Genomic DNA, 14,729 nt, shown 5'->3' with positions numbered 1-14,729 from the left:
CGGTCACCCTCCTGCTTCGGGGAAGTAATCGACGGGCGTGAACTGCTTGGTCATGCCGTCGTCGTCCCCGCTGAGATCGATGTCGACGGTCTCGGTGAGGAACTGTTCGGGTATCTTCCGGGTGTCCTCGACCGTGATGTTGTGATCGGCATCACACCGCATGACCCGCATGTTGTGGGTCATGTGGTGGACGTCGCCCTGCAGGCTGATGTCGCCCTCCGGGGACTGGTCGCCGGTGATCTCCATCCCCTCCTCCAAGGTGGCGATGACTTCCGCCTGGTCAAGCGTCCCGGCCTCCTCGACGGCCTGTTTGTAGAGGTACGTCGAGACGTAGTTGTTGACGGCCTCCTCGTTGATGTAGGCGGCGTCGTCGCCGTACTTCTCGTAGTAGCGGTCGACGAAGTCCTGGTTGCGGTCGGTCGGGACCTCCTCCATGTAGTTGAACCCGCCGTAAACGTTCTCGAGAGCGGGCGGATCGAGCCGCTGGTGCTGGTAGCCCTGGGCCATGACTGTCGAGGTGCCCATCGGGATGTCCAGTCCGGCGGAGGTCCGCTGATTCCAGAACGACGAGTGGTTCTTCCCGACCAAAAGCGCCATCACGAAGTCCGGGTCGGCCGCCTGAATGTCGCTGATCGTCGATCCGAAGTTCGACACGGACAGCGGGATGAACTCCTCGCCGATGACCTCCCCACCGTTCTCGTCGGCGATGACCTTCACCCAGTCGGCCGACAGTTGACCGAAGTTGTAGTCGGCTGCGATCGTGTAGATCCGGTCGCCGAAGTTCTCGATCATGTAGGGCACCACGCTGCCCAGTTGCTGGCGGGCCGTTGCCCCCATACAGAAGGTGTACTCGTCGGCGACGCCGCCCTCGTACTGGGTGGTGTAGAAGTACAGCTGTTCGTTGCTGTCGATGGTCGGCCGGATCGTCTCCCTGGTCTTGGAGGCGTAGCCCGCCCACAGCACGTCGACGTCGTTCTGGTTGATCAACCGCTTGGTGAGTTGCGCGTAACGCGTGTCGTCGGACTGGGGGTCCGGATCGAACAGCTCGATCTCCTTGCCGTCGATCCCGCCCTCGTCGTTGATTTCGTCGATCGCGAGCTTCGAGGCCCGCCACTTGGGCGTCCCGTTCAGCGCGAAGTTCCCCGACCGATCCTCGAGGACACCGATCTTGACGGTGTCCGACCCGCCACTCCCGCCGAGGATTCCACCACACCCCGCGAGACTGGCTACACCCGCCGTTCCCATCCCCGCGAGGAACTCCCGGCGGCCGACCGACGGTCGCTCATTCATCCGAATCTCCCCCGGAATCACTGCCGAAACGGAAGGATAACTCGATATCCGACGGCTCTCTCGCGCCCAAACGCGAAATCTTGGAATGTTCTTCGATCATATATCGACAATCGTCCGGTATTGGGTAGTCCACTAAAACTTTACCCCAGTAATATAGATGCAACTGGCAACAATATAAGGGGATTATATTTTCACGCAAAAATAGGCATATCCAAAATTGCGAACCCAGTACGGGAGATGTGATGGGCAATTGTGAGGTTGGGGTGGCGAAGTGTGCCCGAGTGTCAGCTTCCCGGTTCGCGGAACGGCAATTTTTGTTCGATAGAGGTATCTTATCGATAGCTGGACTTCTGTCTCGATATATGCGATATAACTGGACGAACGTCACGACAATGGCGGTGACAGGGGCATGACCGATACCGTCGTTCCGGGTGAAGTGCGCACCGGCGAGGGGTCGGTGACGATCAACGAGGGTCGGGAAACCCGGCGTGTCACGGTCGCCAACACCGGCGATCGCCCGGTCCAGGTCGGCTCGCACTTCCACGTCTTCGAGGCCAACGCGGCCCTTGCATTCGACCGGCGGGCGGCCTACGGTATGCGGTTGAATATCCCGGCGGGCACGGCCGTCCGGTTCGAGCCCGGCGAGTCCAAAACGGTCGAACTCGTCGCTATCGGCGGGAAGCGCCGTATCCACGGAATGAACGGCCTGACGAACGGCAGCGTCGAAAGCGGCGTCGATCGGGCGCTCGAACGCGCTCGGGCGGCCGGGTTTGGGATCGACGGGGCGGACCATGAGTAAGGACATCGATCGGGACGCGTACGCCGACCTCTACGGCCCCACGACGGGCGATCAGGTTCGGCTGGGCGACACCGCGCTGTTCGCGACCGTCGAGGCGGACCGCCGGACGCCCGGCGACGAGGCCGTCTTCGGCGGCGGGAAGACACTCCGGGACGGCCAGGGTATGACCGCCAGCGTCACGCAGTCGGCGGGCGCACTCGACTGGGTCATCACCAATGCGACGATCCTCGACCCGGTCCTGGGCGTCGTCGCCGCGGACATCGGCATCCGGAACGGCGAAATCGCCGGCGTCGGCAAGGCCGGCAACCCCGACACGATGGACGGCGTCGACATGGTCGTCGGCCCCTCGACGGACGTCTACCCCGCCGAGGGGATGATCGCCACGCCGGGAGCGCTTGACATTCACGTCCACTTCAACTCCGCACAGCTGCACGAGCACGCGCTGGCGTCGGGCATCACGACGATGCTGGGCGGTGGCTTCGGCGGCGGTGCGACCACCTGTACGCCCGGCCCGACGAACGTCGCGCGCTTCCTGCAGGCCGCCGAGGCCTGGCCGGTCAACGTCGGCTTTTACGGCAAGGGCAACGCTTCAGATCCCGACGCCCTCCGCGAGCAGGTCGAGGCGGGTGTCTGTGGGCTCAAACTCCACGAGGACTGGGGCTCGACGCCGGAAGCGATCGACACCTGCCTGTCGGTCGCCGAGCGTGCGGACGTACAGGTCTGTATGCACACGGACACGCTCAACGAAGCCGGATTCGTCGAGAACACGATGGCTGCGGTCGACGGCCGGACGATGCACCTCTTTCACATCGAGGGCGCGGGCGGCGGACACGCCCCGGACATCATGGAACTGGTCGGCCAATCGAACATGCTTCCCTCCTCGACGAACCCCTCGATGCCCTACACCGAGAACACGTTCGACGAACACCTCGACATGGTGATGGTCTGTCACCACCTCGATCGGGATGTCCCCGAGGACGTGGCCTTCGCGGAGTCACGTATTCGGCCCGAGACCATCGCCGCCGAGGACGTCCTCCACGACATGGGTGCGATTTCGATGATGACCACCGACTCCCAGGCGATGGGCCGGATGGCCGAACTCGTTCCCCGAACCTGGCAGACGGCCTCGAAGATGAAAGACCAGCGCGGTCCCCTGCCCGAGGACGAAGGCGAGTCGGGGGACAACCACCGGATCAAGCGCTACCTGGCGAAGTACACGATCAACCCCGCCATCTCGGCGGGTATCGACGCGTACGTGGGGACGCTCGAACCGGGAAAGCTGGCGGATGTCGTGCTTTGGGAGCCCGACTCCTTCGGGATCAAACCACAGATGACGTTCAAGGGTGGATTCCCGGTCTCCTCGGCGATGGGCGAGGCTAACGGGTCGCTGATGACCTGTGAGCCCATCGTCCAGCGGCCTCGTGCGGGGGCCGTCGGCCGGGCGAAACAGGCGCTGTCGCTGACGTTCGTCAGCGGTGCCGCACACGAGGCCGGCGTCGGGGAGGAATACGACCTCGATTCACGGGTCGTCCCGGTCTCCGGGACCCGCTCGGTCGGCAAAGACGACATGCACTACAACGCCTACTGCCCGGCCGACATCGAGGTGGACCCCGAAACCTTCGACGTCCGCATCGACGGCGAGAACGTGACCTGCGAACCGAGTTCCGAACTCCCGCTCGCACAACGGTACCTGCTATGAACCTCACGCCAAAGGAACGAGAACGGTTGACGATTTTCATGGCCGCAGAGCTCGCGCGCCGGCGCAAGGACCGCGGCGTCGCGCTGAACCACCCCGAGGCCGTCGCGTACATCTCGGATTGGTGTATCGAACGCGCCCGTGAGGGCGACAGCGTCGCCGAGATCCGATCGGGCGCGGCCCAGTTGCTCGATCCGGGGGACGTCATGGCCGGCGTCCCCGAGATGATCGACATGATCCAGGTCGAGCCGGTCTTCCCCGACGGGACGAAACTGGTCACAGTCCACGACCCCGTCCGGTCGGACGGGACTGCCGAGGATACGGGCGAGGCGGTCACCGACGGCGGGGCCACGACCGGGACGAACGATCCACCAGGGGGGTTCCAGCCATGAGTCCGACCCACCGCGACGTGGCGACGGTCGGGATCGGCGGGCCGGTCGGCTCGGGCAAAACCTCGCTGATCGCCGATCTCGTTCCCCGCCTGCGCGAGGCCGGCCTCGACGTGGGCGTCATCGCCAACGACATCCTCACCCAGGAGGACGCCGACGCGCTTCGGGAGCGCTTCGCCGGGATCGTCCCGGACGAGCTGGTCGCCGGGGTCGAAACCGGCGCGTGCCCGCATACGGGTATCCGCGAGGACCCCTCGATGAACCTCGAACAGATCGACGCCTTTCTCGACTCGCATCCGGCCCTGGATGTCGTGATCGTCGAGAGCGGCGGGGACAACCTCGGGGCGACGTTCGATCCCGAACTGGCCGACTACTACGCGTTCGTCATCTCGGCGGCGGAGGGCGAGGACATCCCGCGCAAACGCGGCCCGGGCGTCGTCGATGCCGACCTGCTGGTGATCAACAAGACCGATCTGGCCCCCCACGTCGGTGCTGACCTCGACGTCATGGCCGCCGACGCCGACCGCGTCCGGGAGGGGCCGACCGTGTTCACCAACTGCAAGGACGGCGACGGCATCGCGCAGGTCCGCGAGTACCTCTCCGAGGAGGTGTTGTTCGCCTGATGGCCGCCGACGTTCCCCGCGGGTTCGAGCAGTACGCCGGCGAGGCGGTCCCCCAGGCGGCCGTGGGGTCGCCGGGCAAGGACGGCCGGCTCGAACTCCTCTTCGGGACCGACGCCGACAGTGGAACGGTTCTCCAGCGCGACTTCGCCCGTGTCCCCTTTCACGTCTCGGGGACGCTCGATCACGCACCGCCGGCGGACGGGACGGCCGTCTACGTCCAGTCACCGACCGGCGGCGTCGCCCAGGGTGACCGACACGACGTCTCGATCCGCGCCCGTCAGGGCGCGACCGCGCTGGTCTCGACCCAGAGCGCGACGAAAGTCCAGTCGATGACCCACAATTTCGCCCGGGCGGAGATCGAAGTGGCAGCCGGGGACGGCACCCATCTCGAATACGTCCCGGGGGCGACGATTCTCTACCCGGACGCGAGGTACACCCAGTCGCTGACGATCGAGTTGGGATCGGCGGCCACGGCGATCGTCGGCGAGGTGATCGTCCCCGGCCGACTTGCCCGCGGCGAGGCCTTCGAGTTCGACCGCTACGCCGCCGGAGTCGAGGCCAGCGGGCCGGACGGGCGGCTGTTCGCCGATCGGCTCACCCTTTCGCCAGGCGACGACGGAGCCGGACCGCGGACGACCGGCGTGCTCAGCGGCGACGTCTTCGGGACGCTGTATGCCGTCACGACGACCGAGTGTCCGGCCGCATCCCTCGCCGACGCGATGGCCGACCGGGTCGCCGATTGCGATCCCGAGGCCGGCGTCTCGACGCTCCCCAACGACGCCGGTTCCTGGGTGCGGGTAGTTGGGGACAGTACCGAATCGGTGACCGACACGCTGCACGCCGCCTGGGACGGCGCACGGCAGCGACTGCTCGGCGTTCCCGCGCCGGCGCTCAGAAAGTACTGATGATCGTCGCCGAAACGGTCGTCGGCTCGATCGCGGCGTTCGACGACCGCACAATCGAATACGTCCGGTTGAGCGACGCCGAACGCAAGCGATCGCGCGTCCGAACGACGACCGATGCCGGCACGGACGTCGGGCTGGTGCTCGGTGACACCAGCGTCGAGGCGGGCGATGTCGTCTACGCTGACGACGACCGCGCCATCGCCATCGCGTTCGAGGATCGGCCGGCACTGGCGATCGACGTGAGTGCCCTCGCGGACGACGGCGGGACCCACGGGTGTCTCCTCGAACTGGGGCACTTTCTCGGGAACCGCCACTACGATCTCGTGGTTGAGGATGCAACGGCGTTCGTCCCTGTCGAAGCCGACCGTCCCATCGCCGATGCGATCCGTGCGCGGCTCCCGGATGGCGCCGAGGTGACTCGCCGTACGGTCGATCCGACCCTGTTCGACGAGTCGGACCCACCGGAACACAGCCACTCGAGTCCCGATCACGCGCACGCTTCCGGAGACCGCGACCGGGGATCGACCCACGAGCACGAACCGAACGGCCACGCGCACGGTCCAGAAGACCACGAACACGCCCACGGCCCCGCGCACGAGCACGCTCACGGATCGGCACACGAGCACGGTCACGACGCGACCGGGAGCGGTCGGCCCGACGACACAGGGGGGTCCGGATGAGCGACGGCCCCGCGTTCGCCGCGATGCGGCTGGCCGACTCGATGCTGCCGACCGGCAGCGACTCGCTGTCGTACGGGCTCGAACAGCTTGTGGCGGAGGACCGCGTGACCGACGCCGCCGATCTCCGCCAGCTCCTCGAGACGGTCCTGGCTCGACAACTCGCAGTCTGTGATGCCGTCGCCGTTCGGGCCGCCCGACAAGCGGCCGGAGCCGGGGATCTCGACCGCGTCGTCGAGATCGACCGGCGAGTACTCGCTGTGACGCTGCCGGCGGAGTTTCGCGAGAGTACTCGTGCGTCCGGTCGTCGGCTTTTGGATCTCTCCCGGGAAACGCTGGCAGACGACCGCATCTCGACGTACGCAGCGCGTGTCGACGACGCGGCCGCTCCCGGGACCTATCCCGCAGCGTTCGCGCTCGTGGCGGCCGTCGAAGGGCTCGATGGCCGCCAAGCGGCTGGGGCCTTCGTCCACGCGTTCGTCGCGAGTCAACTCCAGGCCGCCCAGCGGTTGCTCACGGTCGGCCACACCGATCTCCAGCGGCTGCTCGTCGACCTTCGTCCGGCCATGACCCGGGCTGTGGCCACCAGCGCCGAGCGATCGGCTGCCGACCTCCAGTCGTTTACGCCCGGCATTGAGACCGCGGCGGCACGTCACGAAGACGCCGATCGGCGGCTGTTTCTGAGCTGATCGTGCCATACTCAGCTTCACCGGGCGTCCAGTGGTCCTCCGACACTGTCCTCGCTGTGACCGACTCTCGTCTTTCACTGCGGTATCCTCCCCGGAATTACCTCCCGATCGACATCGTTGTAGTGCGGATCGCGATCTGTCCGTGCCCACTTCGACCACCGGCGACCCACGTCCGAGTCGTGCACTGTCGGCGATTTTGGATCGCGTTTTGTCAACACTACACAAACAATGGATATTTAACATATGCGGGAGGAGAGTCACCATCCCATGCTTGATGCCTCACGGGAGGACATCGTCAGCGGGTCGCTCTCGCGCGTGCTGGTCGTGCTCGCTGCGCCGCTGGTCGTCCAGAACTTCGCCTTAGTCGCCCAGGAGGTCGTCGACCTGTTCTGGGTGGGGCGGCTGGGCGGGACGGCCGTCGCCGCGGTCGGCCTCGCCGCCGTTTTCGTCGGTCTGCTGTTGGTCCCGTTCATGATGCTCTTCACCGGGACGCAGGTCATCACCTCCCAGCGCGTCGGAGCTGGCGACGAAGCGGCCGCCCGGCGGGTGCCGTTTACCGGTGCTGCCCTCGCGATGCCCCTCGCTGCCGTCGTCGGCGTTGCCGTCCTCGTCGGGGCCGAACCGATCGTCGATCGCTTCACCGACGAGGCCCAGGTCGCGACGTACGCGGTCGCGTACCTGACGGCCTACATCCCCGCCCTCTTCACCACGTCGCTGTCGGACACCCTCGAAGCCGGTTTCACCGGCTGGGGCCAGACGCGGATCGCGCTGTCCGTCAACGCCGTCGCGATCCTCGTCAACGTCGTGGTGGATCCGCTACTCATCCTCGGGTATGGCCCGTTCCCACGCCTGGAAGTGTTCGGCGCGGCACTTGCGACGGGTATCGGCTACGGCGTCGGTGCACTGGTCGCCATCGCGGTCGTCCTCCACGGTCGGGAGGGGTTCCGGCTCACCGCCGACGCTGTCAGACCTCGCCTCGCGACCGCTCGCGAGGTCGTCACTGTCGGCGCGCCGGTCGCGGGCCAGAATCTCGGTCGGCAACTCGCCCGCCTCGTCGTGATCGCGGTGGTCTCATTTGCAGGGGGCGCGGCGGGCCTGGCGGCCTACCACCTCGGCTCACGCGTCGCGACCGTCGTCTTCGTTCCGGCCCAGGGTCTCGCTCAGGCGGCGACCAGCGTTGTCGGCCAGAACCTCGGCGCCGCACACTTCGAACGCGCCCGGCGGACGACCTGGATCGCCGTCGTCATGGCCGCGGTCGGCCTGGGCGTTCTCGGCGTCGTCCAGTGGCTCTTTCCCGAGTTCATCGCCCACGTCTTCGTGCCGGGGATGGTGGGGCCGGATCTCACATACACCGTCGCGTACCTCCAGATCCTGGCCTACGGCTACTGGGCGCTGGGGGCGATCTACACCGTCGAGGCCGGGTTCAACGGCGCGGGCGAGACGAAGGTCAGCATGGTCTCGACGCTGGCCCAGTACTGGGCGGTGCGGGTTCCGGTTGCCATTGTCGGCGTCTACGTCCTCACCTTCGACGTCACGGCCGTCTTCTGGGCAATCACGCTCTCGAACGTCGCGGCCGCCACCTGGCTGCTTGCGTACTTCGTCTACACCAGCCGCCGGGGATTGTTCGAACGCGCCGCCGAGCCACAGGGGGCGGGTGAGATCGAGGGGGAAAACGACGGTGCTACGGCCGGGTGAGCGCCGAACTCTTTCGCCCCACCCTGTCTAACTTCGCCACCCGACGGACCGTCGAGATGTCGGAGGCACATCGAGCACCCGCGGACGCGGCTTCGTTGGCTATGTCCACGCCCTTACCGATCGACTTCCCCCATGATCGTGTCCAGACTGCCGAGCGTCGCGATGAAGTCCGCGATGTACTCGCCGGTGGCCATCTCGGGGAGGGCCTGGAGGTTCGAGAACGAGGGGCCGCGGATCTTGAACCGTGCCGGGCTGTCCGTCCCATCGCTGCGGATGTAGATGCCGAGTTCGCCTTTGGCAGCCTCGACGGCCCGATAGGTCTCGGCGTCGGGTTCGGGCCGAACTGTCCGGGGGACGTTCGACTGGATCGTCCGGTCCTCGGCGGGCCAGTCTTCGAGCAGATCGACGCACTGAGCGACGATGCTCGCCGACTCCTCGAGTTCGCGCATCCGAACCAGCAGGCGGGCGTAGTTGTCACAGCCGTCCTCGGTGACGACCGACCAGTCGAGTTCGTCGTAGTAGCCGTAGGGATCGTCCCGCCGGAGGTCGTAGTCGATCCCCGACCCGCGGGCGACTGGCCCCGTGACGCCGTAGGACTTCGCGACGTTGGGGTCGAGATGTCCCGTGTCGAGCGTCCGCAGCTGGAGGATCTCGTTGGCACTGAGGAGGTCGTGGTATTCGGCCAGGCGGTCCGGTAGGTAGGCGAGGAACTCCCGGACACTCTCCAGAAATGCATCGCGTGGCTGGGGTAGATCCCAGGCGACACCGCCGAGCCGGAAGTAGTTGAACATGAGCCGCTGGCCGGTCAGATCCTCCAGCAGGCTCTGGATCCGTTCGCGGTCCTCGATCGCGTACATGAACGTCGCCGTGAAGTCCCCGATCACGTCCAGCGCGTAGGCACCCACTGCGAGGAAGTGGCTGAGCATCCGTGAGAGTTCAGCGCTCATCGTCCGCAGGACCTGGGCGTATTCCGGTACCTCGATGTCCGCCAGATCCTCGGCGGTGCGGGCGTAAGCCCATTCGTTGAGCAGCCCCCCACCGCCCCAGTCCCACCGGTCGGGGTAGGGCATGATCTGATGGCGATAGGTGCCCTGCTGGCACATTTGTTCCTCACAGCGGTGGATGTAGCCGATGTCGGGTTCGGCGTCGACGACTGTCTCGCCGTCCAGGGTCAACTGGACGTGGAGCACACCGTGAGTCGCGGGGTGGTGGGGGCCGATGTTGAGCAACATCGTGTCCGGCCCTTGCTGGTGGTCATCGGCGATCGGGTTGACGTTCTCCCGATGGGTTACGACCTGCGACTGGGTCTGATCGTATCCCTCTCGGAGCGGGTGGCCCTGCCAGGTCTCGGGGAGCAAAATTCGGCGGAGGTCCGGGTGCCCCTCGTACTCGATACCCAGCAGATCATAGATCTCCCGCTCGTGCCAGTCGGCCGTCTCGTACACTGATGCGCCCGACTGACTCACTGGATTCTCGGCACTCGTCGGAACGACGACGCTGAGTTCGCGAGTCGGCTCGTCGTACCGCCGGAGGTGATAGATCGTCTCGAAGCGGTCGTCGTACTCCTGGCCGGTGACGCAGGCACAGTGGTCGAACCCGGCGCTGTCACGGAGCGCTTCGAGGACGGCAGCCACGGCGTCGGCTCGGACGACGACCCCGGGCGCGTTTTCGTGGGTCTCGCGGTCGATTACCCCATCGAGATCCTCGACGACCGTCTCCCAGTCCGCCCGTCGCTCGCGACCAGTCCGCTGCACGGCGCACATACGCCGGCGAACGGGCACTCAGCCAAAGCCGGTTTTGCCGAATTCACTAGTCCCTTGAAGTGCAGGTGGCAAGGCCGGCTGTGAAATCGCTCGCCGCCACCATGCAGGAACCGCCGGACTGGCGCAACCCGATGCACACCTTCATCGCGGAGACTGCGGGCTTCGAGCGGGCGGAGCTGTTGATCTGGAACTTCTCGCGGAGCGAACTCGACGTCCTGCTGTTCCGTGTCGTCGGCCCGATCGATCCCTATCGTGAGGCGATCGATGCAGCGCGGTTCGTCACCGATTACGATCTCACGCCGATCGACGATGACGCATTCTACGCCTACGTCGAACACGAGACCCGTGAGATGGACCGACAGCTCCGCGATTCCTTCGACGGCAAACACGTCGTCCTGGTTCCGCCGGTGATCTACCACGCCGACGGAACGACGCGACTCAGGATCGTGGGTCGCAGTGAGGCCCTCGAAAGCGTGATCGATGCCGTTCCGGACGCGATCGACGTCACGATCGAGTCGATCGGCGAGTATCGCGGCCCGGGCCGGGAGACCCTTGAGCTGACGGACCGCCAGCGGGAGGTCGCACAGATGGCCGTCGAGATGGGGTACTACGATGTTCCACGGGACGCGTCAGTGGCTGATATCGCCGATCGGCTCGATTGTGCGGCCAGTACCGTCTCGGATCACCTCCGGAAGGCCGAACGCGCCGTGATGGCCGGGCTGTTCGAGTGAGTCTCTTCGGTGGATTTTTCGTCGCGCTTCAACCCCACGAGGGTCCGTCTGAAACTGTACTACCCTCCCATCAAAAACCTCGCATGGATCGCTTCAACCCCACGAGGGTCCGTCTGAAACAGTATGTCTTAGAAGCCGAGTCGTTGTATGTTCCGGGCTTCAACCCCACGAGGGTCCGTCTGAAACAGGAGTTGATGTCCGTGTTCGTCGGCGCGCTGGCCTCGCTTCAACCCCACGAGGGTCCGTCTGAAACCCGTCGACAGCGATGCCTGGGGCATCCTCCCGCCGCTTCAACCCCACGAGGGTCCGTCTGAAACCACTCGATCGCGTAGTCACTCTTCCGCGTGCGGATGCTTCAACCCCACGAGGGTCCGTCTGAAACTGCCTTCGGTCGGGTCGTCACGATCCGGATCAATAGCTTCAACCCCACGAGGGTCCGTCTGAAACCACTCGATCGCGTAGTCACTCTTCCGCGTGCGGATGCTTCAACCCCACGAGGGTCCGTCTGAAACTGCCTTCGGTCGGGTCGTCACGATCCGGATCAATAGCTTCAACCCCACGAGGGTCCGTCTGAAACCCATGACTGAGGACCTCACATTCGGCGACGCGCTCGCTTCAACCCCACGAGGGTCCGTCTGAAACAACTCCCGAACTCTGGTGGTCTTACCACCACCGGATGCTTCAACCCCACGAGGGTCCGTCTGAAACAGTCGGAAGACTCGGCTACCGGCGGGGCCGTCCGGGCTTCAACCCCACGAGGGTCCGTCTGAAACGGGACCAAGTTGACGCTATCGACTCAAGACCCGACAGCTTCAACCCCACGAGGGTCCGTCTGAAACCAGATCACGGACCGTAAACCAGTCAGTGATGGGCTCCCGCTTCAACCCCACGAGGGTCCGTCTGAAACCCACCGCCGTCCCGTCGCCGTCGACGACGCGGAAGACGCTTCAACCCCACGAGGGTCCGTCTGAAACGAACCAGCCCATGACTCAGATGTATTGTATATCATGCTTCAACCCCACGAGGGTCCGTCTGAAACTGTGGTAGTCGTACCGCACGACGGCGTGGGCGGGTTGGCTTCAACCCCACGAGGGTCCGTCTGAAACGACACGGTTAAAGTCGTCACGCGACATCCCAATCCAGCTTCAACCCCACGAGGGTCCGTCTGAAACCAACGTATACCGTCCCATCCGCGACTGTCGGCGATGCTTCAACCCCACGAGGGTCCGTCTGAAACGACGGTCACCAGGTCTGTATCCTACCGGAATCGCCTGCTTCAACCCCACGAGGGTCCGTCTGAAACAAAATGGGCACACGCGACAATCAAAAAACTCCGGTAGCTTCAACCCCACGAGGGTCCGTCTGAAACCGACGAGTCTACTCTGTTCGTTCGGCTTTGTAGTCTGCTTCAACCCCACGAGGGTCCGTCTGAAACCATGGCCGAAACCGGCCATATAGCGCGTGATACCCTTGCCTGGAAGTTAGTGTTTTCGTCGACCGGCAATAGCCCACGAGACCCGGGGGGTCGATGAAAAACTCACCAATCACCCAGCACCGTGATACAGAGACGAGCTACACTGTGCTCAGTTCGCTGCTGTTGCGGTGACTCACTCCCGCTTGACGCCGGGGTTGCTCACCGCACCGTTGGCCGCCGAGTCGAAGTCACGGTGGTACTTCGCCAGCACACCATTCTCGTAGGTCGGTTCGGGGTCGTCGCGCTCATCGAGACGCTGTTGGATCTCCGCGTCGCTAAGGTCAACGTCGAGCGAGCGCTCGGGAATGTCCACCGTCACGGTGTCGCCGTCCTTCAGCGCGCCGATCGGCCCACCGACGAAACTCTCGGGGGCGACGTGGCCGATCATCGGCCCGCGCGTCCCGCCGGAGAAGCGCCCGTCAGTGAGCAGCGCCACGTCGTCCTCGTGGCCCTGGCCGACGACGGCAGCAGTAACGCCGAGCATCTCGCGCATGCCCGGGCCACCCTTGGGCCCCTCGCCGCGGATGATGATCACGTCGCCGGACTCGATGCGGTCCTCCTGAACGTACTCCATCGCGTCTTCCTCGTCCTCGAAGATCCGCGCCGGCCCCTGGTGGTAGAACTCGTCGTTGCCGGTCGCCTTCAGCACCGCGCCGTCGGGCGCGAGGTTGCCCGTCAGGATCTTGATCGCGCCCTCGGGTTCCTTCGGGTCGTCGATCGAGTAGAGGAAGTCGGCGTCGATCTCTTCCTCGGGCGGCAGCCGCCCCTTCTCTTCTAAGTGCTCGATCTCCTCGGCGAGCGTCCGGCCGGTGATCGTCATCGCGTCGCCGTGCAGCAGGTCGGCCTCGAGCAGTCGCCGGAGCACCACGGGGACGCCGCCGATCTCGTGGAGGTCGTTCATCACCTTCTCGCCGCCGGGCTGGAGGTCGGCGATCTTGGGCGTCCGACGACTGATCTCGTCGAAGTCCTCGATGTCCAGCTCGACGCCGGCCTCGGCGGCCATCGCCAGCAGGTGCAGGACGGCGTTGGTCGACCCGCCGATGGCCGTCTGCAGCGCGATGGCGTTCTCGAAGGACTTCCGTGAGAGAATATCCGAGGGGCGACGGCGCTCCTCGATGACTTCGACGGCCAATTCGCCGGTCTCGCGGGCCACGTCGTAGCGGCTCTCCTCTTCTGCAGGCGGGGAGGCACTCCCGAGTGGCGCGAGGCCGATGACCTCCGAGATCGAGGCCATCGTGTTGGCGGTGAACATCCCGCCACAGGCCCCCGCGCCGGGGCAGGCGTTGCGTTCGAGGTCGTCGAGTTCGTCGGCGTCCATGTCGCCGGTGGCGTACGCGCCGACGCCCTCGAACACCTGGACGATGGTGACGTCACGGCCCTCGTGCTCGCCGGGCATGATCGAGCCGCCATAGAGGAACACAGACGGTAGATCCGTCCGGATCATCGCCATCATCATCCCGGGCATGTTCTTGTCGCAGCCGCCGATGGTGACGAGGCCGTCGACGCGCTCGCCGAACGCGACGAGTTCGACGGAGTCAGCGATGACCTCCCGGGAGATCAGCGAGGCCTTCATCCCCTCGGTGCCCATCGAGATGGCGTCGGAGATGGTGATCGTCCCGAACTCGACGGGCATCCCGCCCGCTTCGTCGGTGGCGTCCCAGGCCGTCTCGGCCACGTCGTCGAGGTGGACGTTACACGGCGTGATGTCGGCGGCGGGGTTGGCGATGCCGACCAGCGGCGAGTCGAAGTCGGCGTCGTCGTAGCCCATCGCGCGGAACATCGCCCGGTGGGGTGCCTTGTCGGGCCCTTCGGTGACGTCGGTGCTCGGAAGGTCCTCGTCTTTGTCACGCGAGAACCTGTCGTCGTTGGACATGCCCTATTCGAGTCCCGGAGCGAGTAAAAAGGACCCGGTGGGGCCGATTGTCTCCGATATCGCCTTCCTGCGTCATCGCGGATCGGCCGGCTAGCTTGAACCTCGACTTTTCACTCGAACGGATC

The 14,729-nt window shown here is 65.4% G+C and carries 12 protein-coding genes and 1 CRISPR repeat array; of the genes, 9 read left to right on the top strand and 3 right to left on the bottom strand.

The window, feature by feature from the left end; genetic code table 11:
* Positions 1–3 precede the first annotated feature (3 nt).
* Positions 4–1,290 carry an urea ABC transporter substrate-binding protein gene (locus HBNXHr_RS11105; protein ID WP_275882179.1) on the bottom strand — a complete coding sequence of 429 codons (1,287 nt, stop codon included), beginning with the start codon at positions 1,288–1,290 and terminating at the stop codon, positions 4–6.
* A gap of 409 nt (positions 1,291–1,699) precedes the next feature.
* Between HBNXHr_RS11105 and HBNXHr_RS11100 the strand changes: the two genes are divergently transcribed.
* The 8 genes from HBNXHr_RS11100 (at position 1,700) to HBNXHr_RS11065 (ending at position 8,763) form a co-directional block, all read left to right on the top strand.
* Positions 1,700–2,089 carry an urease subunit beta gene (locus HBNXHr_RS11100; protein WP_275882178.1) on the top strand — a complete coding sequence of 130 codons (390 nt, stop codon included), beginning with the start codon at positions 1,700–1,702 and terminating at the stop codon, positions 2,087–2,089.
* Entirely contained in the window at positions 2,082–3,788 is a 1,707-nt protein-coding gene (ureC, locus tag HBNXHr_RS11095; RefSeq protein ID WP_275882177.1) for an urease subunit alpha, read from the top strand. The genes HBNXHr_RS11100 and ureC overlap by 8 nt, the downstream gene beginning before the upstream one ends.
* Positions 3,785–4,177 carry an urease subunit gamma gene (locus tag HBNXHr_RS11090; RefSeq protein ID WP_275737270.1) on the top strand — a complete coding sequence of 131 codons (393 nt, stop codon included), beginning with the start codon at positions 3,785–3,787 and terminating at the stop codon, positions 4,175–4,177. Before ureC ends, HBNXHr_RS11090 begins: the two co-directional genes overlap by 4 nt.
* Positions 4,174–4,797, top strand: coding sequence for an urease accessory protein UreG (gene ureG, locus HBNXHr_RS11085; protein ID WP_275882175.1), 624 nt, complete (start codon positions 4,174–4,176; stop codon positions 4,795–4,797). Before HBNXHr_RS11090 ends, ureG begins: the two co-directional genes overlap by 4 nt.
* Positions 4,797–5,702 (top strand): urease accessory protein UreD, encoded by a 906-nt coding sequence (locus HBNXHr_RS11080; protein WP_275882174.1) that lies wholly within the window; start codon positions 4,797–4,799, stop codon positions 5,700–5,702. Before ureG ends, HBNXHr_RS11080 begins: the two co-directional genes overlap by 1 nt.
* Positions 5,702–6,382 carry a hypothetical protein gene (locus HBNXHr_RS11075; protein WP_275882173.1) on the top strand — a complete coding sequence of 227 codons (681 nt, stop codon included), beginning with the start codon at positions 5,702–5,704 and terminating at the stop codon, positions 6,380–6,382. Before HBNXHr_RS11080 ends, HBNXHr_RS11075 begins: the two co-directional genes overlap by 1 nt.
* A complete protein-coding gene (locus HBNXHr_RS11070; protein WP_275882172.1) occupies positions 6,379–7,068 on the top strand; it encodes an urease accessory UreF family protein in 690 nt (229 codons plus the stop codon). The genes HBNXHr_RS11075 and HBNXHr_RS11070 overlap by 4 nt, the downstream gene beginning before the upstream one ends.
* A 267-nt stretch (positions 7,069–7,335) precedes the next feature.
* Positions 7,336–8,763 carry an MATE family efflux transporter gene (locus HBNXHr_RS11065; protein ID WP_275882171.1) on the top strand — a complete coding sequence of 476 codons (1,428 nt, stop codon included), beginning with the start codon at positions 7,336–7,338 and terminating at the stop codon, positions 8,761–8,763.
* Between the two features lie 113 nt (positions 8,764–8,876).
* Here HBNXHr_RS11065 and HBNXHr_RS11060 read toward each other — a convergent pair whose 3' ends face one another.
* Positions 8,877–10,526: an NADH-quinone oxidoreductase subunit D gene (locus HBNXHr_RS11060; RefSeq protein ID WP_275882170.1), complete on the bottom strand. Its 1,650-nt coding sequence runs from the start codon at positions 10,524–10,526 to the stop codon at positions 8,877–8,879.
* Positions 10,527–10,606: 80 nt separating this feature from the next.
* Here HBNXHr_RS11060 and HBNXHr_RS11055 point away from each other — a divergent pair, with 80 nt between their 5' ends.
* A complete protein-coding gene (locus tag HBNXHr_RS11055) occupies positions 10,607–11,257 on the top strand; it encodes a helix-turn-helix domain-containing protein (protein WP_275882169.1) in 651 nt (216 codons plus the stop codon).
* Positions 11,258–11,282: 25 nt separating this feature from the next.
* A CRISPR array of direct repeats spans positions 11,283–12,692; the repeat unit is 30 nt; unit sequence GCTTCAACCCCACGAGGGTCCGTCTGAAAC.
* 172 nt (positions 12,693–12,864) lie between these two features.
* Here the strand turns inward: HBNXHr_RS11055 and ilvD are convergent.
* Complete coding sequence (gene ilvD, locus HBNXHr_RS11050; RefSeq protein ID WP_275882168.1) at positions 12,865–14,604, bottom strand: dihydroxy-acid dehydratase; 1,740 nt, start codon at positions 14,602–14,604, stop codon at positions 12,865–12,867.
* Between the last annotated feature and the right edge of the window lie 125 nt (positions 14,605–14,729).

It is taken from the genome of Halorhabdus sp. BNX81 (genome assembly GCF_029229925.1).
Lineage (GTDB): Archaea > Halobacteriota > Halobacteria > Halobacteriales > Haloarculaceae > Halorhabdus.
This window is presented reverse-complemented; position numbering and strand designations above follow the sequence as displayed.